Annotated in this window: 26 protein-coding genes; 13 read left to right on the top strand and 13 right to left on the bottom strand. The window is 66.3% G+C overall.

Features of this window, described 5'->3' with window-relative positions; all coding sequences use genetic code 11:
* The first annotated feature begins 1 nt into the window (after position 1).
* Both pgl and C795_RS0113100 read left to right on the top strand, forming a co-directional pair.
* On the top strand, positions 2–772 hold the full coding sequence (gene pgl / locus C795_RS0113105) for a 6-phosphogluconolactonase (protein ID WP_017794207.1): 771 nt from the start codon (positions 2–4) through the stop codon (positions 770–772).
* A 127-nt stretch (positions 773–899) separates the two neighbouring features.
* The gene (locus C795_RS0113100) at positions 900–2498 is read left to right on the top strand and encodes an ABC-F family ATP-binding cassette domain-containing protein (RefSeq protein ID WP_017794206.1); all 1599 of its coding nucleotides are present in this window, start codon (positions 900–902) and stop codon (positions 2496–2498) included.
* Positions 2499–2637: 139 nt separating this feature from the next.
* Here the strand turns inward: C795_RS0113100 and C795_RS0113095 are convergent, their stop codons facing one another.
* The 3 genes from C795_RS0113095 to C795_RS16075 are packed head-to-tail and all read right to left on the bottom strand — an operon-like array spanning position 2638 to position 4158.
* Positions 2638–3552, bottom strand: a complete 915-nt coding sequence (locus C795_RS0113095; RefSeq protein ID WP_017794205.1) for an SURF1 family cytochrome oxidase biogenesis protein — start codon at positions 3550–3552, stop codon at positions 2638–2640.
* The gene (locus tag C795_RS0113090; RefSeq protein ID WP_017794204.1) at positions 3545–3787 is read right to left on the bottom strand and encodes a hypothetical protein; all 243 of its coding nucleotides are present in this window, start codon (positions 3785–3787) and stop codon (positions 3545–3547) included. The genes C795_RS0113095 and C795_RS0113090 overlap by 8 nt, the downstream gene beginning before the upstream one ends.
* Positions 3784–4158 (bottom strand): DUF3099 domain-containing protein, encoded by a 375-nt coding sequence (locus C795_RS16075; RefSeq protein ID WP_033349759.1) that lies wholly within the window; start codon positions 4156–4158, stop codon positions 3784–3786. The genes C795_RS0113090 and C795_RS16075 overlap by 4 nt, the downstream gene beginning before the upstream one ends.
* A gap of 99 nt (positions 4159–4257) precedes the next feature.
* Between C795_RS16075 and fabG the strand changes: the two genes are divergently transcribed.
* On the top strand, positions 4258–4968 hold the full coding sequence (gene fabG, locus C795_RS0113080) for a 3-oxoacyl-ACP reductase FabG (protein WP_017794202.1): 711 nt from the start codon (positions 4258–4260) through the stop codon (positions 4966–4968).
* Positions 4969–5075: 107 nt separating this feature from the next.
* Here the strand turns inward: fabG and serB are convergent, their stop codons facing one another.
* A complete protein-coding gene (gene serB / locus C795_RS0113075; protein ID WP_017794201.1) occupies positions 5076–5714 on the bottom strand; it encodes a phosphoserine phosphatase SerB in 639 nt (212 codons plus the stop codon).
* A gap of 100 nt (positions 5715–5814) precedes the next feature.
* Here serB and C795_RS0113070 point away from each other — a divergent pair, with 100 nt between their 5' ends.
* Positions 5815–6600 (top strand): ABC transporter ATP-binding protein, encoded by a 786-nt coding sequence (locus C795_RS0113070; RefSeq protein WP_017794200.1) that lies wholly within the window; start codon positions 5815–5817, stop codon positions 6598–6600.
* Positions 6601–6726: 126 nt separating this feature from the next.
* The gene (locus C795_RS0113065) at positions 6727–6975 is read left to right on the top strand and encodes a type B 50S ribosomal protein L31 (protein WP_017794199.1); all 249 of its coding nucleotides are present in this window, start codon (positions 6727–6729) and stop codon (positions 6973–6975) included.
* Positions 6976–7041: 66 nt separating this feature from the next.
* On the opposite strand, the gene C795_RS0113060 is transcribed toward C795_RS0113065, so the two are convergent.
* A complete protein-coding gene (locus tag C795_RS0113060) occupies positions 7042–7743 on the bottom strand; it encodes an exonuclease domain-containing protein (protein ID WP_017794198.1) in 702 nt (233 codons plus the stop codon).
* Between the two features lie 112 nt (positions 7744–7855).
* Between C795_RS0113060 and C795_RS0113055 the strand changes: the two genes are divergently transcribed.
* The 3 genes from C795_RS0113055 to C795_RS0113045 are packed head-to-tail and all read left to right on the top strand — an operon-like array spanning position 7856 to position 10370.
* Complete coding sequence (locus C795_RS0113055; RefSeq protein WP_017794197.1) at positions 7856–8740, top strand: alpha/beta fold hydrolase; 885 nt, start codon at positions 7856–7858, stop codon at positions 8738–8740.
* Entirely contained in the window at positions 8737–9588 is an 852-nt protein-coding gene (locus tag C795_RS0113050) for a TrmH family RNA methyltransferase (RefSeq protein ID WP_017794196.1), read from the top strand. Before C795_RS0113055 ends, C795_RS0113050 begins: the two co-directional genes overlap by 4 nt.
* Positions 9585–10370, top strand: coding sequence for a phosphatase PAP2 family protein (locus tag C795_RS0113045; RefSeq protein WP_157487145.1), 786 nt, complete (start codon positions 9585–9587; stop codon positions 10368–10370). Before C795_RS0113050 ends, C795_RS0113045 begins: the two co-directional genes overlap by 4 nt.
* 392 nt (positions 10371–10762) lie before the next feature.
* Here C795_RS0113045 and C795_RS0113040 read toward each other — a convergent pair whose 3' ends face one another.
* Complete coding sequence (locus C795_RS0113040) at positions 10763–11245, bottom strand: hypothetical protein (RefSeq protein WP_157487144.1); 483 nt, start codon at positions 11243–11245, stop codon at positions 10763–10765.
* Positions 11246–11315: 70 nt separating this feature from the next.
* Between C795_RS0113040 and C795_RS0113035 the strand changes: the two genes are divergently transcribed.
* Positions 11316–11975, top strand: coding sequence for a phosphoribosylanthranilate isomerase (locus C795_RS0113035; protein WP_017794193.1), 660 nt, complete (start codon positions 11316–11318; stop codon positions 11973–11975).
* A 98-nt stretch (positions 11976–12073) separates the two neighbouring features.
* Positions 12074–12934, top strand: coding sequence for a M23 family metallopeptidase (locus C795_RS0113030; RefSeq protein ID WP_157487143.1), 861 nt, complete (start codon positions 12074–12076; stop codon positions 12932–12934).
* A 103-nt stretch (positions 12935–13037) separates the two neighbouring features.
* On the opposite strand, the gene dxs is transcribed toward C795_RS0113030, so the two are convergent.
* The 5 genes from dxs to dut form a co-directional block, all read right to left on the bottom strand.
* Positions 13038–14951, bottom strand: a complete 1914-nt coding sequence (dxs, locus tag C795_RS0113025; protein ID WP_017794191.1) for a 1-deoxy-D-xylulose-5-phosphate synthase — start codon at positions 14949–14951, stop codon at positions 13038–13040.
* A gap of 120 nt (positions 14952–15071) precedes the next feature.
* Positions 15072–17741, bottom strand: a complete 2670-nt coding sequence (gene acnA / locus C795_RS0113020) for an aconitate hydratase AcnA (protein WP_017794190.1) — start codon at positions 17739–17741, stop codon at positions 15072–15074.
* Positions 17742–17804: 63 nt separating this feature from the next.
* Complete coding sequence (locus C795_RS0113015; protein ID WP_017794189.1) at positions 17805–18608, bottom strand: DUF3159 domain-containing protein; 804 nt, start codon at positions 18606–18608, stop codon at positions 17805–17807.
* Complete coding sequence (locus tag C795_RS0113010; RefSeq protein WP_017794188.1) at positions 18605–19282, bottom strand: DUF3710 domain-containing protein; 678 nt, start codon at positions 19280–19282, stop codon at positions 18605–18607. The genes C795_RS0113015 and C795_RS0113010 overlap by 4 nt, the downstream gene beginning before the upstream one ends.
* 78 nt (positions 19283–19360) lie before the next feature.
* Positions 19361–19822, bottom strand: coding sequence for a dUTP diphosphatase (dut, locus tag C795_RS0113005; RefSeq protein ID WP_017794187.1), 462 nt, complete (start codon positions 19820–19822; stop codon positions 19361–19363).
* A gap of 82 nt (positions 19823–19904) precedes the next feature.
* Here dut and C795_RS0113000 point away from each other — a divergent pair, with 82 nt between their 5' ends.
* Positions 19905–20387 (top strand): DUF3093 domain-containing protein, encoded by a 483-nt coding sequence (locus tag C795_RS0113000; RefSeq protein WP_017794186.1) that lies wholly within the window; start codon positions 19905–19907, stop codon positions 20385–20387.
* A gap of 80 nt (positions 20388–20467) precedes the next feature.
* Here the strand turns inward: C795_RS0113000 and C795_RS0112995 are convergent, their stop codons facing one another.
* Entirely contained in the window at positions 20468–20758 is a 291-nt protein-coding gene (locus C795_RS0112995) for a DUF4193 domain-containing protein (RefSeq protein ID WP_017794185.1), read from the bottom strand.
* Between the two features lie 236 nt (positions 20759–20994).
* On the opposite strand from C795_RS0112995, the gene sepH reads away from it, so the two are divergent.
* Entirely contained in the window at positions 20995–22356 is a 1362-nt protein-coding gene (gene sepH / locus C795_RS0112990; RefSeq protein ID WP_017794184.1) for a septation protein SepH, read from the top strand.
* Positions 22357–22383: 27 nt separating this feature from the next.
* Here the strand turns inward: sepH and C795_RS0112985 are convergent, their stop codons facing one another.
* Complete coding sequence (locus tag C795_RS0112985) at positions 22384–23490, bottom strand: alkaline phosphatase family protein (protein WP_456297464.1); 1107 nt, start codon at positions 23488–23490, stop codon at positions 22384–22386.
* 168 nt (positions 23491–23658) lie between these two features.
* Between C795_RS0112985 and C795_RS0112980 the strand changes: the two genes are divergently transcribed.
* Positions 23659–26133: a DNA gyrase/topoisomerase IV subunit A gene (locus tag C795_RS0112980; RefSeq protein ID WP_017794182.1), complete on the top strand. Its 2475-nt coding sequence runs from the start codon at positions 23659–23661 to the stop codon at positions 26131–26133.
* Positions 26134–26167 lie beyond the last annotated feature (34 nt).

Raw genomic sequence — 26167 nt, 5'->3', positions numbered from 1 at the left:
CGTGGAGCAGCAGACCGCGGGAGCACCGCTTTCAATTCGTGAAGTCGCCGGACTCAGCGAGCTGGGACTTGCCTGCGCCGACGAAATTCTTCGCGTGTTTCGGGAGCGCCAGGCGGCGGGCGACGTGCCTTCGATCGCGCTCACGGGCGGGCGCGCTGGCGCCGCGGTGCTCGCGGCGCTTGGCGCGCGTGCGCAGGCTGATCCGGGAGCCGACGGTGTAGCCGCGGGGGTCGACTGGCGCCGTGTGAGGTTCGCATGGGGGGACGAGCGGTGGCTGCCCGCGGGTGACGTCGAGCGCAACGATCTCCTCGCCGACAGCACACTGTTTCAGGTGGTCCCGGTGACGGCGTCGCATGTACACCGCGTCGTCTCGAGCGAGACCGGTATCGATCTCGACGCCGCTGCGTCAACCTATTCGTCGATCGTAGCGGCCCTGGGGCGACTCGACATCGTGCTGTGCGGGGTCGGGGAGGATGCCCACGTCGCTTCGCTCTTCCCTGGCCGCGACGATTTGCTCATGGAGGGCCCCGGTACACCGTTCGCGATCGCCGTGCGTGATTCGCCGAAGCCGCCGGCCGAGCGCGTGTCACTCACGCTCCCCGCGCTGCGTCACGCCGAGCGGGTGTGGCTGCTCGCCTGTGGTGCGGGCAAAGCCGAGGCGGTCGCAGACCTGCGCGCGCGACGCGAGCCGCTCGTGCCCGCTGCCCGGGTGGCCGGGCAGCAAGCGACGGTGCTCTGGGCTGACGCGGCCGCGCTGGGGTCGGCAGGCTAGCGCGGTAGGGCGAGACTAGGGCGACCTCGGGAGCCTCAGCATCGCCCCTGCAGGGAATGCGGGTAGACTAGTGAGGTTGCCCACCCACCGGGTGGGGGCCTACACACCTGCATAAGGAGCTTCATTCGTGATCACCGTTGAGGACCTCGCGATCGACGTCGGCGCGCGCCGACTGATGGGCGGCGTCAACTTCCGCGTGAACCCCGGCGACAAGATCGGCCTCGTCGGCCGAAATGGCGCCGGCAAGACGACGCTCACGCGCACCCTCTCGGGGGAGCTGCAGCCCGCAGAGGGCAAGGTCACGATCTCGGGCGAGCTCGGCTTTCTGCCGCAGGATCCCCGCGTCGGCGACCCCGAGCAGATCGCACGGCACCGGATCCTCGATGCTCGCGGCCTCGGCACGCTCCAGCAGAACATCGAAAAGGCGACCGAGGACATGTCTTCGGAGGACCCGGTCGTCGCCGAAAAGGCGATGAAGCGATTCGGCAACCTGACCGATCGATTCCACGCGCTCGGTGGCTACGCCGCCGAGTCGGAGGCTGCCTCGATTTCGAGCAACCTGGGTCTGCCCGACCGCATTCTGGATCAGCCGCTGAAGACGCTTTCGGGTGGTCAGCGACGCCGTATCGAGCTCGCTCGGATTCTCTTCTCGGATGCCGACACGATGATCCTCGATGAGCCGACGAACCACCTCGACGCCGACTCGATCGTTTGGCTGCGCGAGTTTCTGAAGACCTACAAGGGTGGCGTCATCGTCATCTCGCACGATATCGAGCTCGTGGGTGAGACCGTGAACCGAGTCTTCTACCTGGACGCGAACCGCCAGGTCATCGACACGTACAACATGAACTGGAAGCTGTACCTGCGCCAGCGTGCCGCCGACGAGGAGCGTCGCCGCAAGGAGCGCACCAACGTCGAGAAGAAGGCGTCGGCGCTCAAGGATCAGGCTGCCAAGTTCGGCGCGAAGGCCTCAAAGGCCGCGGCCTCGCACCAGATGGTGGCCCGCGCCGAGAAGATGCTCTCGGGCCTCGACGACGTGCGTCAGGTCGAGCGTGTTGCCAAACTGCGCTTCCCCGATCCCTCGCCGTGTGGCAAGACCCCGCTTATGGCGCAGGGCCTGTCGAAGTCGTACGGCTCGCTCGAGATCTTTGCGGGCGTCGATCTCGCGATCGACCGCGGTTCGAAGGTCGTCGTGCTGGGGCTCAACGGTGCGGGCAAGACCACGCTGCTGCGCATGCTCGCGCAGGTGGACGAGCCCGACACGGGCGAGATCATTGCGGGCCACGGCCTCAAGGTGGGCTACTACGCGCAGGAGCACGAGACGCTCGACGTCAAGGCGAGCGTGCTGCAGAACATGGTCTCCGTGTCGTCGCACCTCACCGAGACAGAGGCGCGACGCGTGCTCGGCTCGTTCCTCTTCACGGGTGACGACGTGCTGAAGCCCGCAGGGGTACTCTCGGGTGGCGAGAAGACGCGACTCGCGCTCGCGATGCTCGTGGTCTCTAGCGCCAACGTGCTGCTGCTCGATGAGCCCACGAATAACCTGGACCCCGCGAGCCGCGAGGAGATCCTCGACGCGCTCGCGCACTTCACCGGCGCTGTCGTGCTCGTCTCGCACGACCACGGTGCCGTCGAGGCGCTCAATCCCGAGCGCGTGCTGATCATGCCCGAGGCTACCGAGGATCACTGGTCGAAGGATTACCTGGAGCTCATCGAGCTGTCCTAGTATCAACGCAGAAAGCCCCCGCGCAATCATTGCGCGGGGGCTTTCTGCATTCGGTGGGCTGCACTTGATTTGTTACATACCCTCACGACTCATGTGCATCGCGCACATGCAGTGAGCATATGTAACGGCCATGCTCGCGCTAGCTGTCGAGCAGCGCGTCCTCTTCGTCAGAGTCGCTTGGCCCGCGGCGCTTCTTGCGTGCGGCGGTGCGGCGGTCCTGTTCACGCACAACGTCGCTGCCGGCGTTGAGCGTGCGGTACTCGCGGCGCGCAGCGTAGCCGACGCCGATGCCCGCGATGAGAATGAAGACGTACCACTGGAGGGCGTACGACAGGTGGGGGCCCTCGTCGCGCTCGGGCTTTTCGGGGAGCGCGCCGTGTTCGGCGGAGGGGGTCTCCGAGATGAGCATGCCGTAGGCACCGGTGTAGGTCTCGGCGTCGATCCCCGTGACCTCCGCCACGACCGGGACATTGATGCTGGCGACGCTCCGCTCGCCCGCCGTGCGGCCCGAGATGACGGGCTCGGAGGCGCGAAGCCGCGCCTCGACGGTGACCGGGCCCTCGGGGGCCGCAGGAACCAGATCCGGATCAAAATCGCCGGCCTCAGCTTCGTTGCCGTTGACCGGAATCCAGCCGCGGTTGACGTAGAAGACTCGGCCGTCGTCGGCCTGGAACGCCTGAATCAGGTCGGACCCGACGCCGTCGGGGCCCGGCCGGTTGCGGGCGAACACGGGCTCGCCGACGTACTCGCCCTCGACCACCACGGGCAGCCACTTGTGCGCGTCGAGATCAAATGCCGCGGGGTCGCTCAGCGCGGAGGCGAGCTCGGTGGCGGGCGCCTCGTAGTTGCTGTCGATGCGGTCGATCTCGGCGCGCGCCTCGGCGCGGCGATCAAACTGCCAGTTGCCCAGCCACACGCAGACAACGGAGAACACGAGCAGCATGGCAAAGTAGCCCAACCACCGGCGCGACCGGAGAAAGCTCCATCCGGGGGGCGGAACTGTAGCGGAGTCAGCGCCGGCAGCCGGTTCGGCGGCGGTCTGCGTGTCAGTCATCGATCTCCTCGATCGTGCGCACCTCGAGCGGAAAATCCCGCGTGGCGAGAAAATCGCGCAGTATGGGCAGGTGTGGCTCGCAGGCGAGCCAAGTCTTACGTCGGTCTTCCGTGTGGATTTTGGGGTTGCGCCACAAAATGGCGAAGTCGGCGCGGTCTCGGCAGCCGGCGCGGGAGCACTCGAAGCGCTCGGCGGCCTCGCCGCCCAGCCCGAGCGGGGAAATGACGCCGCTCACGAGGCATCGTCCGAGGCATCAGGGGGAGTCGCGGCGGTGCGGGTGGACCGGCGTGTGGGTTCGACGTCGAGCACGATCAGCTCGGGTTCCTGGACGGTCTCCGTGGGTTCTGCAGGGAGCAGCTCGAGCGGCTCGGGCGCGTCGACCTCCTCATCGACGGTCTGCGCCACGGCGTTGCCGACCATGACGGCGAACCAGGGGAGCACCACGGTACCGACCGCGGGCAGAATAATCCACCAGCCGTGTACCCAAAACAGGGAAACGACGCAGGCCACGCGCAGCGCCATGGCAATGAAGTACATCCGCATGCGGTGCGCGCGGTCTTCAGCTGCGCTCACGCCCGCGGATGTCACGCGATATTCCTTGCTCATGCGCTCCCTCTTCAACCACCCCAGCCTACTTCTTTCGGCTGAGACCTCTCCGAGGCGTCACCTAAGCTAGAGCGAGGTTGTATCGACGGAAGGACCTTCATGACCACATCGCGCATCGTACTCATCACGGGTGGAAATCGGGGGATTGGCTATGCCATCGCTGAGCGCATGCTCGCCGACGGCCACCGCGTAGCCGTCACGGCTCGTTCAGGTGAGGGCCCCGAGGGCTCACTCACCGTGCGCGCCGACATGGGGGACTCGGCCTCAATCGATGCCGCGTTCACGCAGATCGAGGCCGAGTACGGCCCGGTCGAGGTGGTCGTCGCCAACGCGGGCATCACCAAGGACACGCTGCTGCTGCGTATGACGGAGGAGGAGTTCACGAGCGTCATCGACACCAACCTCACCGGCACCTTCCGCGTCGTCAAGCGCGCCGCAAAGGGGCTCCTCAAGGGCCGCTTCGGGCGTGTCATTCTGCTCTCGAGCGTCGTGGGACTCTACGGCTCGCCCGGTCAGATCAACTATTCTTCGTCGAAGGCCGCGCTCGTCGGCTTCGCGCGGTCACTCACGCGTGAGCTCGGCTCCCGCAACATCACCGCCAATGTCATCGCTCCCGGGTTCATCGAGACCGATATGACTGCGGCGCTGCCCGAGGCGCAGCAGGAGAAGTACCTGTCTTCGATTCCCGCAGCACGTTTTGGGCAGGTCTCCGAGATCGCCGGCGTCGCATCGTTCCTTGCGGGCGATGACGCCGCCTACATTTCGGGTGCCGTGATCCCGGTCGATGGCGGCCTGGGCATGGGCCACTAACCTCCGCAGCATACAAACGCCGCTGGCCCCCGATCCGGATCGGGGGCCAGCGGCGTTTGTGCGTTATGCGGCCGAATGGCCGAGGGGCCGGGCCGGCCCGGGCGGTACTAGCCCAGGCGGTCGAGGAACGGGATCGCCCGCGCGAGGTCATCGGTGATGGCCTCGTCGGCGCGTTCGACGACCACGGGCTTGCCGTTGAAGGAGACGCCGATCGCGGCGACGCCCATCATGTCGAGGTCGTTGGCGCCGTCACCGATCGCGACGGTCGCGCTGAGTGCGATCTCGCTGGCGTTCGCCCACTCCTGCAGGGCCTCAGCCTTTGCGGCGGCGTGAATGATCGGGCCGACCGTGCGGCCCGTGAGCACGCCGTCGACGACCTCGAGCCGGTTGGCGCGCCAGAAATCCAGGCCTAGATCCTTCGCGAGGGGGTCGAGTACCTCGTGGAAGCCGCCGGACACGACGCCGACCTTGCCGCCGCGGCGGTGTACCTCGGCGATGAGCTCGGTGATGCCGGGGGTGAGGCGCACGCGGGCGTAGGTCTCGGCAAACACGGACTCGGGCGTGCCGGCCAGGGTGGCGACGCGCTCGCGCAGGCTCTCGGCGAAGTCGAGTTCGCCGCGCATTGCGCGTTCGGTGACCTCGGCTACGGCCTCGCGGCTACCGGCGGCCTCGGCGATCAACTCGATCACCTCATCCTGGATGGTCGTGGAATCGCAATCAAGCACAACAAGGGGAGATACGGTCATGACTCCCAGTCTATGCACCAGGCGGCCCGCAGATTGTGGCCTGCGAATGCGCCGCGTGCCGTACCGGCCTTGCGCGGGTGAAGTCGTTAGGCTGAGGGACATGACCAACGTGCTGCGCCTCACCGATGTCTCCTACGTGCGAAATCAGCGCCCCATTCTTGACGGCCTGAACTGGGCCGTTGAGGATTCCGAGCGCTGGGTCGTGCTCGGCCCCAACGGCGCGGGCAAGACGACGCTAATGAAGCTGGCGACGGCCTCCGACTTTCCGACCCGCGGCACCGTAGACGTGCTCGACGAGCGGCTGGGCAAGGTCGACGTATTCGAGCTGCGTACCCGCATCGGCTTCGTGTCCTCGGCCTCGGCGCGCCGGATCCCGGCGAGCGAGCTCGTGCGCGACGTCGTGCTGACCGCGGCCTACTCGGTTGAGGGGCGCTGGCGAGAGCAGTACGACGAGATCGATGTGCGGCAGGCCGAGCGCGTGCTCGCCGAGTGGAATCTCGAGGGCTTCGCCGATAGCAAGTTTGGCACCCTTAGCGATGGCGAGCGCAAGCGCGCCATGATCGCCCGCGCAGTGATGACCGATCCCGAGATGCTGCTGCTCGACGAGCCGAGCGCGAGCCTTGACCTCGGGGCCCGTGAGCGGCTGCTGCAGATGCTTTCGGGCTTCGCGCAGTCCCCGTACTCGCCCGCGATGATCATGGTGACCCACCACGTCGAGGAAATTCCGCCCGGGTTCACGCACGTGTTGATGCTCAATGAGGGTCGCGTGCAGGCCGCCGGCCCAATCACTGAAACGCTCACAGCAGCAAACCTTGAAGCAACGTTTGGGATGCCGTTCGAGCTGACGGAGGCCAACGGTCGGTTCTCGGCGACGGCGCGAGCGTAAGCTTCGCCAGATCAGGCGTTCACGTCTGCTAAACTGATTGTCTGTGTGCGGCCATCCGCACCTTCCCAAGACCTCGGAGCGTGCTGTTACACGCCCCATTCCAGGCAAACTACTGAAGGAACACTCATGAAGACCGGCATTCACCCCGAGTACAACGCAATCGTTTTCCGCGACCTCGCATCGGGAGAGACGTTCCTCACCCGTTCGACGATGACGAGCGCGAAGACCATCGAGCTTGACGGCGTCACGTACCCCGTTCTCGACGTTGAGATCTCGAGCGCTTCGCACCCCTTCTACACGGGTAAGCAGCGCATCATGGACTCGGCTGGCCGCGTCGAGAAGTTCAACCAGCGCTTCAAGGGCTTCGGCGCCTAAGCAGCTGCTGCAACACAAAGCGGGGCCGGATCCAATGGATCCGGCCCCGCTTTGTTGTGCGCGGAGCTAGCCGCGCACGGGCCACCGTCCGTCGGCAACAAACTGCGGATCGCGAGCACGACGCATGTAGGCCTGGAAATTCTCGGCCTGCGCCTGCGACCAGCCGATCTGCGCCTGATGCAGCTCGTCGAGCTCGGGGGGAGCGACGTCGGCGTACTTCAACGCGATGCACTGCAGCACGCGCCCGGCAGCAATCGCGTCCTCGCCCGCGTCGTGGGCGTTGCCCAGGTCGACCCCGTAGTGTGCGGCGACGGCCTCGAGCGTGCGCTTGCCCTTGCGGTATCGGTCGAACTGCTTGTCGAGCAGCAGCGGGTCAACCACGGGGGAGACCTCGGCAGGCCACGCCACACCGTGACGAGCGGCCTCGGCCGCGATCAGCGTGAGGTCGAACGGCGCGTTGTAGGCGACGATGGGGTAGCCACGGTCGATCATTTCGCGCAGTTGTGCGGCGATCTGCGCGACACCGACGCTCGCGTCGATGCCGCTGGCCTGAGCGATCTCGGTGGTAATGCCGTGCACGTTCGCGGCGCCCTCGGGAATCGGAACTCCCGGATCAAGGAGCCAGTCGTAGCGCTCGAGCACTTCGCCAGCGGGGCCGAGCAGCGCGATCGCCGCGCTCACAATGCGGGCTTCTGCGGTGTCGACTCCGGTTGTCTCCGTGTCAAACACGGCAAGGTGCGTGGCCCACAGGGGAAGAGGTTTGGTCACGTCACATCCTTTCGTTAAGTCGATGTTATCGGGCACCTCCGACACGCCCGGCGTCCTGCGCCCCGCGGGCAAGCCCAGACCGCTGTCAGTGCCTATCGCTACGATGACTTAAGTGACTGAAGCCGCTCAAACACTGACCGTAGACACGCTGGGTGTACCCACGAAGGCGTGGCAGTATGGCGCCGCTGAGGGGTCGCCAGATAGCGCCACCATCATCTTCGTGCACGGCTTCCGCGGCGACCACCACGGCCTCGAGGGTATGGCCCAAGAGTTGGCGCGCATTCGCCCGAACGCGCGTGTCATCGTGCCCGACCTGCCAGGGTTCGGCGAGACGCCGGCCATCCCCGGCCGCACGCACGACATTGCGCTCTACGGGGAGTGGCTGCGCGAGTTCACCCGGGCGGTCGCGCCCGAGAAGTTTGCGATCCTGGGACACTCCTTTGGCTCGCTCGTCGTGACGGCCGCGCTCAAGGGTGGCCTTGATCCGGCGCGCGCCGTGCTCATTAATCCCATTTCGGCGCCCGCCCTCGAGGGGCCGCAGGCCGTGTTGACGCAGCTGGCGATCGGCTACTACCGGGTGGCGGACATGCTGCCCGAGCGTGCGGCCCGGGCGCTCCTCGGCAACCCGCTGATCGTGCGGGGTATGAGCGAGGTCATGGCGAAGACGCGCGACAGCGAGCTGCGGGCCTGGATTCACGGGCAGCACAACGCCTACTTCAGCAGGTTCGCCGACGCAGGCACGCTGCTCGACGCGTTTCGCGCATCGGTGTCGCACACCGTCATCGAAGACGCCGCGGTGTACACGATGCCGACGCTCATCGTGGCGGGAGACCGCGACGACATTACACCGCTGCCCAAGCAGCTTGAGCTGCACCGGCGCATCCCGGGATCCACGCTGCACGTGATCCCGGGCACGGGCCACCTGGTGCACTACGAAGCAGTTGAAGACGCGGTCGCGTTTGTCGCCGACCACCTGACGAGTGAGGTCTCTGCGTGAACATCGTACGCATCACCGATATTTCCGCTCCCGAGCTGCACGATTTCACAGGGCTCACCGACGTCGCCATGCGGCGCGTACGCGAGCCCGCCGAGGGGCTCTACCTGGCCGAGTCACCCAAAGTAATCGAACGGGCGCTGCGGGTCGGGCACCGGCCGCGCGCGGTGCTGCTCGCCGAGGTTTGGTTGGAGCAGATGGAGCCGTTGTTTGCGGCGTATCCCGACGTGCCGGTGTACGTGGGGGACTCGGAGCAGCTGGAGCAGCTCACCGGGTTCAACATGCACCGCGGGGCGCTTGCGTCCATGCACCGCCCGGCGCCGCTCGATCCGGTCGAGCTGCTGCGGTCGTCGCGCCGGGTCGTGGTGCTCGAGGATCTTGCTGACCACACGAACGTGGGGGCCGTGTTCCGTTCGGCGGCCGCATTGGGCGTCGACGCCGTGCTGCTGAGCCCCGGCTGTGCCGACCCGCTCTATCGGCGCGCGGTGCGCGTGAGCATGGGCGCCGTGCTGCAGGTGCCCTGGGCCCGGCTGCCCGACTGGCGCGAAGCTGGCCCGCTGTTTCGCGACGAAGGCTATGAGCTCACGGCATTTGCGCTGCGTGATGACGCGCAAGATCTTGCGGAGTTCGTAACTGATATTCCGGATCGCCTCGCGCTGATGTTTGGCACCGAGGGGCCGGGACTCAGTCGCCGTGCGCTCGCATCGGCGGCACGCTCGGTCGTGATTCCCATGGAGCACGGAGTCGACTCGCTCAACGTGGCCACGGCCGCGGCGCTCGCTCTGTGGGCCGTTCGCACGGGCGACGCGCAGGCGCTCAAAGCGACTGCGGGGGTCGGGGCCGCTTCGTGAGGCAGGTGACGGGGCGCAGGCGTGCCCTGTGGTTTGTGATCTTCTGGGCGGCGGTGGGCGTTGGTTCGTACGTGCTCGGGGTGCGCAACGAGCTCGGGCAGCGCGCCGAGGACAGCGCACTGGATGCGGCGAACTTTACGACGAGCCCACCGCCGCCACTCAACCTGGTGTCCATTCCGTCGGTTGCTGTGGCACTCCTGGTGGTGGGTGTCATTGCGCTCGCGGTGCACGGTATTCGCCGGGCGGTTGTCGTGACGGTCGTGCCCGCGCTTGCGATCGTGGCCTCGCAGCTGCTCAAGCAACAGCTGTTGACGCGGCCCGCGCTCTTCGAGCTGGATCTGCCCAACACGTTTCCGAGCGGCCACATCACGGTCTTTACCGTGCTCACTGCGGCGCTGATCTGGGCGGTACCCGCCCGAGGCCGTGCGATCGTGACGCTCGGCTGTGCGGCGCTGCTCGGGGCGGCTGGCTGGCAGCTGTTGGCCTTCGGCTGGCACCGACCGAGCGATGTTTTTGGGGGAGTGGCGCTCGGCGCGGTCGCCTTCTCGCTTGCGTGCCTGATCAAGCCGGTGACGGTCAGCGGCTCGGCGGTGCTGGGGAGAACGGTGTCGGTGGGGGTCGCGATGGTTGGGTGGATTCTGCTCGGCGGTGCTGGTGTGCTCGCGTTGGCGGCATGGGCGGGCAACAGCCCGGCGTTGATGCTCAGCGCGGGGGAGTTCGGCAGCTTGGGTGTGAGCGCGCTCGCGAGCCGCACGCTGTTGCTGCTGAGTACGCCCCGGTAGCTCGCCAGCGTGTTGCTCGAGGGTGGGGTGTAGCCCATATGAGAATATTCGTCTACACTGGGAGAAACTAACCCCATGTGTTCGAAGTTGAGCGCGGGGTTGGGTGATCGCCGGCATTCCGCTGCCGCCCAACCGGGGTGAAGGGTGCCAGCTGGTGGACTCGCAGGCGCAGCGCGATCCGAAGGCGCACGTGACGATCGATGGCGAAACGCGTGTGGTTGCGCAGTCGAGATCCATTTACATTCCAGCTGGCACCAAGCATTCACCCCGGGTCGGAGTGGCCGGGCCAATAATTGGCTCGGGTCTCGCCTCGGAATATAATACCGATAATCTATATTATGTCAGCTTAAGTGGGTTGAGCCCTCGAAACAAAGGCCAATCCCAGCCTGCAGCTACCCGATTTCGAACCAGAACGCCGCGGTGGGAACCTCGTCACGTGTCAGCGTGAGGTTCCAGCATCCGAAGTCATCAAACTTGAGACCCATGTCCCATTCCTCACCGGCGCTGCTCGCGTCGCCGCCCTCGTGGGGCTCGGGGCCCCACGCGAGCGCTGAGGGCTTGCCCGACGGCCCGACGAGCTCGGCGCCGAACTCACCCTCACCAGACACTCGCACCACGAACTTCCGCTCCAGGACCTTATTGCGCTGTGCTGGATTCGCGTTGTCCTCGAAGAACAGACCCGAGGCGGTGGCGCCCTTGGCGAGCGGTGTGCCCTGGATCTCGAAGTTCTGATCCGGCCCTGCGGCGGGTGAGGCTGGTTTGCAACCCGCCTGGCCCGGAGTTGGATTGAGTGACTCCTGGAGCGTCGGACCAGAGCAGCCGGCGGTCAGCGCGATCACAAGGCCGGCCGCCACCGCAGCCACTCGCGTCTTCACAGAAGCCAAAAATTCCTCAATTCACACCGATGATCGCAGTACTCATTCAGGCTAGTCCTAGACTGGATGTGTGACCAAAAGCGCAGCTGAAGACTCCCCCAGGATCTACGTCAAGATCTGCGGCATGCGGGACCCCAATCTTACGCGCCTCGCCGTGCAGCTCGGCGCGCAGGCGATCGGCGTCGTGATGAGCCCCGGCACGCCCCGGGACGCCAGCGATGCCGAGGCTGTTGCCGTCATCGCGGCCGCGCGCGCAGAGAATCCCGCCATTGACACTGTGCTCGTGGTGAACAAGATGCCAGCACGCGAGGCCGCCGAGCGGGCCTTCGCACTGGGCTTTGACGTGCTGCAACTGCACGGCCGATACGCGGCGACGGACTTCGCTGCCGCCCGGGCCGTGCTCCCCCGCGTGTGGCGTGCAGCCTCGCTGACCCACTTCCCGGGCCTTACGCCCGGGGAATATGGTGAGGAACGACTGCTACTCGACGGTGCAGATCCCGGATCCGGGGCTCGCTGGAGCTTCGAGGGTCGCGACCCGAGCGAGTTCGGAGACAGCTGGCTGCTGGCTGGTGGGCTCTCCCCCGTAAACGTCGCGGCCGCGGTGGAGCAGGTCTCCCCCGCGGGCGTGGATGTCTCGAGCGGTGTTGAGTCGTCCCCCGGCGTGAAGGACCCCGAACTCATCGCGCGATTCATTGCTGAGGCAACAGGCGTATCACATCCGCACCCATAAATCATTTAATTATGGTGCTTTTCAGTAAAGCGTTGTAACCTATTCGTTATGTTTCCATGCGCGTCAATTTGAGCGCATTCGCCGAGTCGAAAGTTTGCATGCCTGACGAATTGCCAGAACCGAATAGGGATCTCCCCTCGCGTCGCGGACTCCGTGCCACCCTCCGGCACGCTGGAGAAGAGATCTCCTTTCGGGTCCCCCGTCGCACGCACGTCCCGGCCGCGGCTCCCGAGCCCGTGGTGCCGCGAGCGCCGCGTACGAAGCGTCAAAAGTTTGCCGCAGCCGCCGCTCTGACGAGCGTGTGCGGGCTCGCCCTGGTGGCCGCCGTGCCGATCGCCGCACAGACCGACGTCACCGAGGCCGCTGCCGCACAGCAGGAGCTGTTCTCCGAGTTCTCCGCGGCCGACATGCCCGATTCGTTCACGGACGTCGAAGGCATCGCATCCGAGGAGATCACGGCCGCGTCGTACACCTTCAATCCGAAGGTGCTCGTGAACTACCCGTTTGCGTCCCCCGTCATGCTGACCGACCCGTTCGGGTACCGCACGGCCCCGGTCGAGCAGTTCCACGACGCGCAGGACTTTGCGGCCTCGGCTGGCACGCCGATCCAGGCGATCGCCGACGGCGTCGTGCTGGAGGCTGGCCAGACCACGGACGGCTGCGGATTCGGGCTGAAGCTCGAGCACGAGATCGACGGCCAGACGGTGACGAGCCGCTACTGCCACATGATCGATAACTCGCACACGATTCAGGTGGGCGACACGCTTAAGATGGGCGACCCTGCCGGCGAGGTCGGTTCAACGGGCATGTCGTTCGGAGCGCATCTGCATCTCGCGCTTCGCGTGAACGACGAGCCGGTCGATCCGATGCCGTTCCTCGCAAAGTACAACACGACCCCGCGAGACATTCCCGACCGCATTCCGACGTCCGTCAAAGCGAGCAGCAGCGACAAGTCGTAACGGATTGCCGCGCTAGCGACTTCCGCGCACAGAACAGCCTCCGAAGCCCTTGGGCATCGGAGGTTGTTCTCGTTGTGCTGGGCCGGGAGCGACCCCGTGCCCGCTACTGCTCGGGGCGAGCGATCGGAATGCGCACGCCGCGCACCTGCTCGGCGACCTGCTGCGCAATCTGAGGCGCGGTGAGCCCCGCGGCTTCGAGCAGCTCGTCTCGCGTGGCATGATCCGGAAACTCATCGGGCGTACCCAATTCGCTCACGGCGGTATCGACGCCCGCATCGCGCAGTGCCTGCCGGATCCGGGTGCCCACGCCGCCCACGCGGATACCGTCCTCAATGCTGATGAGGAGGCGATGCGAGCGCGCGATCTCAACCACTGAATCGGCGACCGGCACCACCCAGCGCGGGTCGATCACCGAGCAGGTAATCCCCTGTTCGCGCAGCAGCTCGGCCGCTTCGAGCGCGACCTGCGCCATCGGGCCGACCGTGACGAACAATACATCGGTGGCCTCCCCCGGCGTGTCCGCGAGCAACAGGTCGACGCCATCGGCGCGTCGCTCGAGCACCTCGAGGTCGTCAGGGACGGCGCCCTTCGGGTACCGAATGACCGTCGGCCCGTCATCAATCGTGACAGCCTCGGCGAGCAGCTCCCGCAGCGTCCCGGCGTCGCGAGGTGCCGCGATCCGGATCCCGGGAACCACCTGCAGGGTCGCGAGATCCCAGACGCCGTTGTGGCTCGCGCCGTCGGGGCCGGTGATGCCCGAGCGGTCGAGTGCGAATGTGACGCCCGCGTGGTGCAGCGCGACATCCATGAGCAGCTGGTCGAACGCGCGATTCATGAACGTGGCGTAGACGGCGACCACGGGGTGGAGTCCACCGTAGGCGAGGCCGGCGGCGCTCGTCACTGCGTGCTGCTCGGCGATGCCCACGTCGTAGACGCGCTCGGGGTGCCGCTGCGCGAGCAGGTCGAGCCCCGTAGGCTGCAGCATGGCTGCGGTGATGGCAACAATGCGCTCGTCAGTCTCGGCGAGCTCTACGATGTGCTCGCGAAACACGCCCGTCCAGCTGAGTCCCGCGGACTTCGACACGGGAATACCGCTGTCGGGGTCGATGCGGCCGATCGCGTGAAACTGGTCGGCGAGATCGTTCTCGGCCGGGGCGTAGCCGTAGCCCTTCTCCGTGATGACGTGCACGAGCGTGGGGCGCCCGTAGCCCTTCGCCTGCGCGAACGCCTCCTCGACTGCCTTGAGATCGTGGCCGTCGATGGGGCCCAGATACTTGATCTCGAGGTTCGAGTACAGGTGATCGTTGTTGCTCGCGCGGCTCAGGAAGCCGTGCAGTGCACCGCGGGCGCCGCGGTAGATAGTGCGGCCCGGGCGGCCGAGGCGTGAGAACAGCTTCTCGCTGCCCTCCTGCAGGTCCCGGTAGCTCCCCCGCGACCGCACGCCGTTCAGGAACCGGGCCATGCCGCCAATGGTGGGCGCGTACGAGCGGCCGTTGTCGTTGACGACGATGACGAGGTTGCGGTCGTTGTCGTCGGTGATGTTGTTGAGGGCCTCCCACGTCATGCCGCCCGTGAGCGCGCCGTCGCCCACGACGGCGACGACGCTGCGGTCAAGCTGACCCGTGCGCGTGAACGCACGCGAGATGCCATCGGCCCAGCTGAGCGAGCTGGAAGCGTGCGAGCTCTCGACAATGTCGTGCTCGGACTCCGACCGCTGCGGGTAGCCGGCGAGACCCCCGCGCTGGCGCAGGCCGCTGAAGTCCTTGCGGCCCGTGAGGATCTTGTGCACATAGCTCTGATGCCCCGTATCGAACACGATGGGGTCGTGCGGCGAATCGAAGACGCGGTGCAGGGCAATGGTCAGCTCGACCACGCCCAGATTCGGCCCCAAGTGGCCGCCGGTCTTCGCCACCTCGGCGATTAGGAACTCGCGGATCTCCGCCGCCAGCGTCAGGCACTCGTCATACGAGAGCTGCTTGAGGTCTGCAGGAGACTCAATGCGGTCCAGAATCGCCACCCGTTACACTCCGTTTCTTCGTGGGCTGTGGGGCCCACGCATCCCCCCAGTCTACCGCGAAACGAACGCCGCCCCCGCTTCGCATGATGCGAAGCGGGGGCGGCGTAGGGATGCGTCGGGTTAGACCAGCGAGCGCAGCACGTACTGCAGGATGCCGCCGTTGCGGTAGTAGTCCGCCTCGCCCGGGGTATCGATGCGCACGACCGCGTCGAATGCAACGACCGAACCGTCAGCCTTCGTGGCCGTCACTGCAACCGACTTGGGCGTGGAGCCCTCGTTGAGCTGCGTGATGCCCGAGATGTTGAACGTCTCGGTGCCGTCGAGGCCCAGGCTGTCTGCGCTCTGGCCGGCGGGGAACTGCAGCGGCAGCACGCCCATACCGATCAGGTTCGAGCGGTGAATACGCTCGAAGCTCTCGACGATCACCGCGCGCACGCCCAGCAGGCTCGTGCCCTTGGCTGCCCAGTCGCGCGACGAGCCCGAACCGTACTCCTTACCGCCGAGCACTACGAGCGGCACGCCAGCGGCCGCATAGTTGTTCGCAGCGTCGTAGACGTACGACTGCGGCGCGCCCTCGACGGTGAAGTCGCGGGTGAAGCCACCCTCGACGTTGTCGAGCAGCTGGTTGCGGATGCGGATGTTCGCGAACGTGCCGCGAATCATGACCTCGTGGTTGCCACGGCGCGAGCCGTAGGTGTTGAAGTCCTTCGGAGCGATGCCGTTTTCGACCAGGTACTGACCGGCGGGCGTCTCCGCCTTGAAGCTACCGGCGGGGCTGATGTGGTCAGTCGTGACCGAATCACCGAGCTTGAGGAGCACGCGTGCGCCCTCGATGTCGGTGACAGGCGACGTCTCAAGCGTCATACCGTCGAAGTAGGGAGCCTTGCGCACATAGGTCGACTTCTCGTCCCACTCGAAGGTGTTGCCCTCGGGGGTCGGCAGCGAGGTCCAGTGCTCGTCACCATCGAAAACGGTGGCGTACTTGGAGCGGAACATGTCGGCGTCAATCGACGCGTCGGCGATCTTCTGCACCTCGGTGGGGTCGGGCCAGATGTCGCGCAGGAACACGTCGTTACCGTCGGGATCCTGGCCAAGCGGCTCAACATCGAAGTCGAAGTCCATCGAGCCCGCAAGCGAGTACGCAACCACGAGCGGGGGGCTCGCGAGGTAGTTCATCTTGATGTCGGGGTTGATGCGACCCTCGAAGTTACGGTTACCCGAAAGTACCGCGGTCACCGCGAGATCGTTGTCGTTGACTGCCTGCGAGATCTCCTCGTTCAGCGGGCCAGAGTTACCAATGCAGGTCACGCAGCCGTAGCCGACCGTGTAGAAACCGAGGGCATCGAGGTCGGCGTTCAGGCCTGACTTCTCGTAGTAGTCGGTGACAACCTTCGAGCCGGGCGCGAGGGTGGTCTTGACCCAGGGCTTCGGCTTCAGGCCGCGGGCGTTCGCGTTGCGGGCGAGGACGCCAGCTGCGAGCATGACCGACGGGTTCGACGTGTTGGTGCACGAGGTGATCGAGGCGAGGGTCACTGCGCCGTGGTCGATCGTGTACTCGCGACCCTGCTCGTCGGTGACGGCGGCGGGGTTTGACGCGGGGGCGTAGTTCTTGAGGTCGAGCTCGAACTGGTCCTTTGCGCGGGTCAGCTCGATGCGATCCTGCGGGCGCTTCGGGCCGGCGATCGACGACACCACGGTGCTGAGATCGAGCTCAAGGTACTCGCTGAACTGGGGCTCAACGGCGGGGTTGTGCCACATGCCCTGCTCCTTCGAGTACGCCTCGACGAGAGCGATCTGCTCCTCGGGGCGACCGGTAAGGCGCATGTAGTCAAGCGTGACCTGGTCGATCGGGAAGATCGCCGCGGTCGAGCCGAACTCGGGGCTCATGTTGCCGATGGTGGCGCGGTTTGCGAGCGGGACCGAGGTGACACCCTCGCCGTAGAACTCGACGAACTTGCCCACGACACCGTGCTTGCGCAGCTGCTGTGTGATGGTCAACACCACGTCAGTGGCGGTGACGCCTGCGGGGATCTGGCCCTTGAGCTTGAAGCCCACAACGCGGGGAATCAGCATGGAGATGGGCTGACCGAGCATTGCCGCCTCGGCCTCGATGCCACCGACGCCCCAGCCGAGCACGCCCAGGCCGTTCTGCATCGTGGTGTGCGAGTCGGTGCCGACGCTGGTGTCGGGGTACGCCTGCGTGACGCCGTTGACGTCGCGCGTGAAGGTCATGCGCGCCAGGTACTCAATGTTGACCTGGTGCACGATGCCGGTCCCGGGGGGAACGACCTTGAAGTCATCGAACGCGCCCTGGCCCCAACGGAGGAACTGGTAACGCTCACCGTTGCGCTGGTACTCCTTCTCGACGTTGCGTGCGGCAGCGTCAGCACGGCCGTACACGTCGGAGATGACGGAGTGGTCGATCACGAGCTCGGCCGGAGCCAACGGGTTGATCGAGTCGGGGTTGCCCCCCAGATCGGTAACGGCCTCGCGCATGGTGGCAAGGTCCACGATGCAGGGCACGCCGGTGAAGTCCTGCATGATCACGCGCGCAGGGCTGAACTGGATCTCGGTGTCCGGCTCTGCGTTCGGGTCCCAGTTGCCGAGGGCCTCAATGTGGCCCTTCGTGACGTTCGCACCGTCCTCAGTGCGCAACTGGTTCTCGAGAAGCACCTTCAGGCTGTACGGCAACCGCTCGTGACCAGCTACCTGGTCAATGCGGTAAATCTCGTATTCCTTCTCGCCAACTGCGAGGGTGCTCTTAGCGTCGAAGCTGTTTACTGCTCCCATGAGGCTCCTCCAAAATATCTCGATGTCAAGATAACTCTACACTGAATCGGCGGCACCGGCCCGCTATGGGGCTGGGGTGCTCTCGCCTGTATTTCCAACGATATCGCCCCGCTGATCATCTGATGAACGGTGTACGCCGCTGAGCACTACCCAGGTCACCACGACCACGAGTGCAAACAGCGGCATTCCCATGACGAGGCGCGCGACGCCCAGGGCGTCGGTGAACCCGGCATCTGCTCCAGATCGGGCCGCAAAATACAGCGGCAGCTGCACGCCCAGGCGGGCGAGAAACATGCCCAACCAGACGACCGTGAGCCACACTGCGGCCCGGCGCACGGGCCGATTCTGGCGCCACGCACTCCCCTGCCCGGTAGCGACGCCGTACACGATGCCAAACAATGGCCAGCGCACGGCGAGCGAAATTAGCAGCCCGAGCGACCATGCCGCGTTCGTGATGAACCCGGGCAGATAGAAGTCTTCGCCGCGCCCCGTGAAGAGCGTGGCGGCAACCGCGACGCCGGCCCCCAGCGCGCCAGAAATGGCGGAGGTGATGTTCTCGCGCCGGGCGAGCCTCACGATGATCGCGAGCACGACGAACGCGGCGGGCGCGATCGACGAGAGGCGGGGATCGCGGGTGATGGTGAACCCGACGAGAAACAACAAGCCGGGGACGACGGCCTCAATGATGCCGCGTGTGCCGCCGATCGCGTCCAGGACGCCGCGCGAGGACAGTGCCTCGCCGTCCTGCACGCGGCCGATCGCGTGGCCCATGCCGCCCATGACCTTGGGGCCCTGGCGCTTCTCGGGATCCGGATCATTCATTGCGCCCGCATCGGGCGCAATGTTTGGCTCCTCGGGCGCGCTCACGCCTGCTGCGTCGTGCCGGGCTGCTGAGCAGCCTGCACTCCCGCGGGGACCTTCAGGGGAAGGAGCTCGCTCGGCGGCATCGGGCTCTCGCCGCGCACAACCACGATCTCGCGGAACAGGTCGATGACGTTCGCGAGCGCCTCACTGTCGGTCGCAGCCTTGCCCATGATCACGCCGCGCAGCAGCCAGCGGGGGCCGTCGACCGCGATGAAGCGCACGGGGCGGGTGCCGCCGCCCTGCTCTGCGGTCAGAGGCGTCTGCGCGAGCAGCTCGATGCCGAGCGCGCCGGGCTCCTCGGTCGTGGTGGCACCCTGCGCGGCCAGCTGCTGTGCGAGTTCGCCGCGTACGCCGTGCCACAGGCCCGTCGTCTTGGGGGCCGCGAACGCCTGCACCTGCAGCAGTGACTCGGAGTATTCGAGGGAGACCGCGACGACGCGATTCGCCCGCTCGTCGACCTCGAGCCGCAGCTGGAGGCCCTCGCGCGGTGCAACCTTGATGCCACCCAGATCAACGTATGGGCGCATGGTGGGCACCTCGGCGGCATCGAACGGACCCGCTTCACTGCGGTCCGCAGGCGCCGACTTTGAGTCGTCTACCTCGGGTGCGCTCTCGGCGCCCTCGTGCAGTTCGATCTCATCCGCCGCGTTTGCTGCGGCGTCTTGTTGTTCAGCCATCTTGACTACTTCACTTCCTCATGTTCCGCCTTCGGCGGAGTGGTTCAATTGCCCGGGCGCCCACCAAAGGGCGTCGGGCTACGGGGTGTTGTTCCCGCCGGGAGTATCCTTCACGCCCGTGGAGCCAAAGCCGTTCGCGCCGCGCACGCTATCGGGCAGATCGTTGACCGGCACGAAGATGGCCCGAGACACAGGCATGATGACGACCTGGGCGATCCGGTCCCCCGGCTCGACGGTAAAGGCCTGCTCGAGGTCAGTATTGAGCAGCGTCACCTTGACCTCGCCGCGGTATCCGGCATCCACGGTTCCGGGTGAGTTAAGCACGGTGATGCCGTGCTTAGCGGCCAGTCCACTGCGCGGCACGACAAACGCGGCATACCCCTCGGGGAGGGCAATAGCAACACCGGTCCCGACCAGCGCGCGTGCGCCTGGGGCAATCACGACCCCCTCGGAGGCGCGCAGGTCTGCGCCCGCATCATCGTGGTGCGCGTAGCTCGGCGCACTCTCGGCAAGAATTGGAATCGTTACGACATCAGTCACGCAGACAGGCTATCTGATTGAGCGAGCGGGGAGGTGAACCGCGTGGCCCTCTTTGTCAGGTGAATCACGAGATAATGAGAGCATGACGAGTGACTCTTCTGCCACGACCCAGCAGGCTTCCTATCGCGAACGGCTGGTGCCTGGCCCGGGCCTGTTCGTTGCGCTCTTGCTCGTGGTGCCCGCCGTGGCGCTCGTGCTGACGCCGATTAACGCCGATATTGCTTGGTATGTGGGTGGCTCCGTCTACGTCATCCTGATCGCCACGTTTCTACTGCTCGCAGCTACGGTTTCGGTGAAGGGCAACACGCTCACTGCGGGGCACGCCAGCATCCCCGTCGCGATGCTTGGAGAGGCAGAGGCTCTGGGCACGGACGCACTGCGCGCCGCCATCGGGCCCGGTCTCGATGCGCGCTCATACCTCGTCGTGCGCGGCTGGATTCATCGCGGCGTGCGCCTGGAAAACATTGATCCGGCCGATCCGGCGCCGTACTGGATCATTACGACCAGGCACCCGCAGCAGCTGATCGACTCGATTGAGGCCGCGCGCCAAGGGTCTGCGAAGTAACCGCGAATCAATTGGCGGTATAGCAGAAGCCCCGCAGCTGATTTCTCAGCTGCGGGGCTTCTGTGTTTCTCAAAGCAAGCTTACGCTGCGCACTCAGCACACACAGGCCCGAGCTTGGATTGGTGATCCAGCTGCGAGCGGTGGCGAACCAAGAAGCAGGTTACGCAGGTGAACTCGTCATCCTGCTGGGGAAGCACGACGACGTCGAGATCCACGTCGGACAGGTCAGTTCCGCCCATCGTGAAACTCGGGTTGTCTGAGTCCTCTGTATCCGAACCCGAGGCACCCTTGGCGGGGCCGCGCTCCTTCAACGCTTCAATGGACTCGGCGTCTTCTTCCGTCTTGCGCGGGGCGTCGTAATCGGTGGCCATTATCTCCTGCAATCTTGTGCCGTGTCTTCGGCACTTCAACTCTCGAGCGGCCACAGTCTGCCCTATTTGTGGCACCGAGCGCAAACCCTCTGGCCGTGAGTTCACTGAGCGCGTACTGTGTGCCGTGTAGATATCAATGGGAATCGGGGCTGATGTTGGTTACGCGCCGCGTCAATGCGCCATTTCCCTTGCGACCTGTGACAACCTTATTCGCGGACCACGAAGGGAGCGCGCCGATGAACGAACTGCGTTTTGTGCGACGCGAAGAGCGATCGCTGATTCTCGCGAACGAGAGCGACGAAGAATTTCGTCTCGTGATCGACGACCTGTTGATTGCTGAGCTGAAGCACGCCAGTCGTAAGGAGCGCGTCGGGGGCGGCAAGGTGCGCCCGCGAGAGATTCAGTCCCTCGTGCGAGCCGGCAAGAGCCGCGCCGAAATTGCAAGCCTTACCGGGCTCGATGAAGCCAACATCGAGCGCTACGAAGAGCCCGTGCTCGCTGAGCGCCGCTACATTCTCGAACGAGCCCACGCGGTTGAGGTGCGCACCGAGGCCAGCGATGAGGCCGAACAGAAGTTTGGCGGCGTCATTGCCGAACGACTGCTCGCCCTGGACGCCGAGGCGAGCGAGTGGGCCGCGTGGCGCGATGAGGAAGCCGGGTGGCTGATTAGCCTCGAATTCATTTCTCGCGATGTTGCGCACCGGGCGGTATGGAGCTTCGACCACCGTAAGCAAACCCTCGCCCCCACGAACCCCGACGCCGTCAGCCTCTCCAAGCAGGGCGATGTGGGCGACCGCCTCATCCCCAAGCTCAGGGCCGTCGACAATGGCGAACGCACGTCTCAGTTTGCCGCCGTGGCGGAGCCCGCCCAGGAGAAGCCGACATCGAATGGCCGGCCCCCGGGCAAGCCTGTGACCCCGCAGGCAGCACCCGAGGTCGTAGCTCCCGTGGTGCCATCGGCACCGGCGGCTCCGCAGAGCGCTCCCGGGCCCGACTCCGTGTCCCCTCCCCTCGACGTCAACGCCGAGTACGCGCGTCGGCGCGAGATCGATCAGCGCGCCATCAAGAGTGAAGACTCGGGCCCCGTGGACTTCAGCCAGACGGCAGATCTACTTGACGCGCTGCGTCGTCGCCGGGGCGAGCGTCAGCTCGCCGAGGCGCAGGATCCGGACGACACCGCAACGACTCCCGTCGCCACGCAGCAGCCGGTCGCGGCGCCACCCGTCGCGACACCGCCCGCTGCGGTGGTCGAGCCCGAGGCGCCCGTGCGGGGCTTGAAGAAGCCTCGCAGCATCTGGGGTGGCGCTGGTGTGGCATCGGGCGTCACCGCGGCGAGCCAGCGTGATGCCGGATCCGGCCAGGGCCAGGCTCCGAGCACCCCCGCGTCCGCGTCAGAGGTGTCTCAGGCGACGCCGGCGTCGGTCGCCCCCGTCGCGCCGATCGCACCCGTTCCCGATGCGCCCGCGGCCACTCCGTCCGCGGGCGGAGCCGCAGATGCGACCGCGGATCCTCGCTCATCGAAGAAGGGGCGCGCGTCGATTCCGAGTTGGGATGACATCCTGTTCGGCACGCGAAGCGATGAGGACCCGGCGGGCTAGATATTTCGTGCTGGCCTGAGGTCAGCGCTAGCGCGTGGGCGCANNCGCGGCCCTCGTGACGAGCGACACAAACGGGGTTCCGGCGAGGGCGCCCGCGAGCGCGAGCGGAACCCCGCGCTCCTCCTCGCTCAACGAACCGTGCTGGCCGATCATCTCGAGCGCCGCTGGATCATCGGTCGAGAGGTAATAGGCGACCCGTTTGCGGGCAGCGATGATCACGTCTCCCAGCCGGTGGGCGACGGCGGGAGCGACCTCGCCGAAGTGGCCCGCCTCAATGAACTCCTCGCGTGTGCCGACCCAGGCGCGATTGCCCTCGCGTTCCACCCAGCCCTGAGCGATCGCTGCAGCGTCGGCGCCGGGCTCGAGATAGAGCGAGCGCATGCGGGGCTCGCCACCCACTTCGGCTACGCCCTCAAGCAGCTCTGGCGTCGCGTCAAGCAGCACCTGCTCGTAGTCGGCGACGTCGATGATGCCGTGGTCGGCGGTGAGCGCGACGCCCACATCTGAGGGGAGCGTGCGCAAGAAGCCGTCGAGGGCCGCGTCTAACTGTTCCAATCTGCGTACCCACTGCTCGCTCTGCCAGCCATAGGTGTGCGCGGCCCGGTCGAGCTCGTCCACGTACAGGTAGACGTAGCTGGATTCGCCATTGCGCACCACCCGCGCGGCCTCGGCAAACCGATCCTCGATGCGCTGACCCTCGAGATACTCGGCCCCCGACAAATTCGCGTGCGTGAGGCCGCTGTGTCGGTGCGCCGGTCGCCCGATCGTGTAGGCCCGCGCGCCCATCTGTGACGCGAGATGGAACAACGGCTCGGCACGCTGCCAGTCACGCACCTGGTCAATCCCTTCCCACTCGCTGAGGGTCGTGCGCAGCCCAAACTCCGGGTGCCGGATCCGGTACCCAATGAGCCCGTGACTGCCCGGGAGCTGGCCGGTGAGCAGGGTCGTGAGGGCTGCACCCGTGGTGGACGGCGCAACCGTCTCGATGCGCTTGCGGGGCATCCGCGCGATTGCTGGTGCATGCCCGATGCGTGCGCCGAGGTTGGCATGGCCGAGACCGTCGACCGCGATCAGCACAAACGAACGCAGCGCGGGGAGCTCGTCGAGGTTGGGGGCGGTCGCGGGATCGGGCATTGAGCCGAGCTGCCCGGGCGTTTCGGGGTCACCCGGGCGCGCAAAGGCGCGGGCAAGAATTTCGGCGGGGTCATGGCCCAACCCGCGGGCCAGCGCAGCAAGGCCAGTTGGCGCAATCGCGGCAAGCCTCCCGCCGTTGTCAGTGGCTGTCGATAGCATAAGTTCATTATGACCGACGCCCCCAACAGCGCCTCTGCAGCAACGCCCGCCCTCCCCCACGAATTCGCGGGCGAACGCATTGAGGACATCGATATCTCGAAAGAGATGGAGGGTTCGTTTCTCGAGTATGCCTATTCGGTGATCTACTCGCGGGCGCTCCCTGACGCTCGCGACGGGCTCAAGCCCGTGCAGCGTCGCATCCTGTTTATGATGCAAGACATGGGTCTCAAGCCCGAGAAGGGCCACGTGAAGTCGGCCCGCGTCGTCGGCGAGGTCATGGGCAAGCTCCACCCTCACGGCGACTCGTCGATCTACGACGCCCTGGTGCGACTAGCGCAGGACTTCGCGCTGCGGCTTCCCCTCGTAGACGGCCACGGCAACTTTGGCTCGCTCGATGACGGCCCCGCGGCCTCGCGGTACACCGAGGCGCGCCTCGCCGGCGCAGCCCTCGCCATGACGGACTCGCTCGACGAGGACGTCGTCGACTTCGTGCCCAACTATGACAACCAGATCATGCAGCCCGACGTGCTGCCGTCGGCCGTACCGAACCTGCTGGTCAATGGCGCGAGTGGCATCGCGGTGGGTATGGCGACGAACCTCGCCCCACACAACCTCATCGAGGTTGTCGACGGCGCGAAGCATCTGTTGTTCAATCCGAAGGCCACGGTCGACGAGCTCATGGAGTTCATTCCCGGGCCCGATCTGCCGGGCGGCGGCACGATCGTCGGTCTCGACGGCGTGAAGGACGCGTACCGCACGGGCCGCGGCGCCTTCCGCACCCGCGCAAAGGTCTCGGTGGAGCAGCTCGGGCCGCGCCGCACCGGCCTCATCGTCACCGAACTGCCCTACCTGGTGGGCCCCGAGCGTGTGATCGAGAAGATCAAGCAGGGAGTCGATGCGAAGAAGCTTTCGGGTATTTCCGACGTCGCCGACCTGACCGACCGCAAGAACGGCATGCGGCTCGTCATCACTCTGAAGACGGGTTTCTCCCCCGAGGCCGTGCTCGAAGCGCTGTACCGCTACACGCCGCTCGAGGACTCCTTCAGCATCAACTCGGTCGCCCTCGTCAAGGGGCAGCCGCAGACCCTCGGTCTGCGCGAGATGCTGCGCGTCTTCCTCGATCACCGCATCTCGGTCATCACGCGCCGGTGCGAGTTTCGGCTTCGCAAGCGGCGCGAGCGGCTGCACCTCGTCGAGGGCCTGCTCGTCGCGATCCTCGACATCGACGAGGTCATCCAGCTGATCCGCACGAGCGACGACTCCGAGACGGCGCGCACGCGCCTGATGCAGGTGTTTGATCTCAGTGAAGTGCAGGCCGAGTACATTCTTGAGCTGCGGTTGCGTAGGCTCACCAAGTTCTCACGCGTCGAGCTCGAGGCTGAGCGTGACGAGCTAAACTCCGAGATCGAGAAGCTGCTCGAGATCCTCGGCAGCGATGAGCGCTTGCGCGGGGTGGTGTCGAGCGAGCTGGATCAGACCGCCGAGGCATTCGGCACGCCCCGTCGCACGTTGCTCACGGGCGCGGTGGCGCGGCCCACGAGATCCGGAGCGGCCGCGAAGTCGCTCGAGGTCGCGGACTCCCCCTGCACCGTTATGCTCTCGGTCACCGGGCGGGCGCTGCGCGTCGAGCGCGAGCCCGATTCCACCGAAATGCCGCGTTCGACCTCGCGGGCCACGAAGCATGGCGCGGTGTTCGCGACCGTCGACGGCACTGTGCGCGGCGAACTCGGCGCGGTGCTGAGCGACGGAACGCTGCAGCGCTTCACCCCCGTTGACCTGCCGATGGTGCCCGGGGCGAGCATTGCGTTCTCTGCGGGCGTCAAGCTCACCGACTACCTGGGCCTCACCGACAAGAAGCTCAAGGTGGTGGGACTCGTCCAGCTCGAAACCGAGACACTCATCGGGCTCTTCACCCAGCAGGGTGTGGTCAAGCGCGTGCTGCTCACGGACCTGCCGGCAAAGCCCTCGTTTGAGGTCATCACGCTGAAGGGTGACGATCGCCTGCTCGCCGCCTTCCCCGCCGTTGACGGCTCAGAGTTTGCCGTCGTGACGAGCGACGCACAGCTGCTGCGGTTCCCGGCCGACTCGGTGCGGGCGCAGGGCCGCCCGGCCGCGGGAATGGCCGGCGTGAGGCTTGGCGCTGAGGCGCGAGTCGTCTTCGCGGGGGCCATCCCCGCGGGGGCCGACGCCCGCGTCGTGACCGTTGCCGACAGCTCCATCACGCTGCCGGGCACCGACGTCGCCACCGCCAAAGTCACCGACTGGGCCGAGATTCCCGCCAAGGGACGCGCCACGGGCGGCGTGCGCGTGCAGCGATTCTTGAAGTGGGAAGACCAGATCGCATGTGCCTGGGTCGGCACGGGTGAACCCCGCGCGCTGTCGGCCGACGGTGCAGCGCGCAAACTGCCGACGGAGCTCGGCAAGCGCGATGGATCCGGCACTCCGATCGACGGCGCCGCGGCCTACGTGGGCCTCGCCCCCTAGCGCGCCTGGTCGGGCAAGCGTACTGTTCGGGCAA

This window comes from Leucobacter salsicius M1-8 (assembly GCF_000350525.1).
Classification (GTDB): domain Bacteria; phylum Actinomycetota; class Actinomycetes; order Actinomycetales; family Microbacteriaceae; genus Leucobacter; species Leucobacter salsicius.
Note: the sequence above shows the minus strand (reverse complement) of the source record. Positions and strands in the feature narration are given on the sequence as shown.

Coding starts and splice junctions, on each gene's coding strand:
- C795_RS0113095 (WP_017794205.1), bottom strand. CDS start 3,552: ATGACTGACACGCAGACCGCCGCCGAACCGGCTGCCGGCGCTGACTCC.
- C795_RS16075 (WP_033349759.1), bottom strand. CDS start 4,158: ATGAGCAAGGAATATCGCGTGACATCCGCGGGCGTGAGCGCAGCTGAA.
- fabG (WP_017794202.1), top strand. CDS start 4,258: ATGACCACATCGCGCATCGTACTCATCACGGGTGGAAATCGGGGGATT.
- serB (WP_017794201.1), bottom strand. CDS start 5,714: ATGACCGTATCTCCCCTTGTTGTGCTTGATTGCGATTCCACGACCATC.
- C795_RS0113070 (WP_017794200.1), top strand. CDS start 5,815: ATGACCAACGTGCTGCGCCTCACCGATGTCTCCTACGTGCGAAATCAG.
- C795_RS0113065 (WP_017794199.1), top strand. CDS start 6,727: ATGAAGACCGGCATTCACCCCGAGTACAACGCAATCGTTTTCCGCGAC.
- C795_RS0113030 (WP_157487143.1), top strand. CDS start 12,074: ATGCCTGACGAATTGCCAGAACCGAATAGGGATCTCCCCTCGCGTCGC.
- acnA (WP_017794190.1), bottom strand. CDS start 17,741: ATGGGAGCAGTAAACAGCTTCGACGCTAAGAGCACCCTCGCAGTTGGC.
- C795_RS0113010 (WP_017794188.1), bottom strand. CDS start 19,282: ATGGCTGAACAACAAGACGCCGCAGCAAACGCGGCGGATGAGATCGAA.
- C795_RS0113000 (WP_017794186.1), top strand. CDS start 19,905: ATGACGAGTGACTCTTCTGCCACGACCCAGCAGGCTTCCTATCGCGAA.
- C795_RS0112995 (WP_017794185.1), bottom strand. CDS start 20,758: ATGGCCACCGATTACGACGCCCCGCGCAAGACGGAAGAAGACGCCGAG.
- sepH (WP_017794184.1), top strand. CDS start 20,995: ATGAACGAACTGCGTTTTGTGCGACGCGAAGAGCGATCGCTGATTCTC.
- C795_RS0112980 (WP_017794182.1), top strand. CDS start 23,659: ATGACCGACGCCCCCAACAGCGCCTCTGCAGCAACGCCCGCCCTCCCC.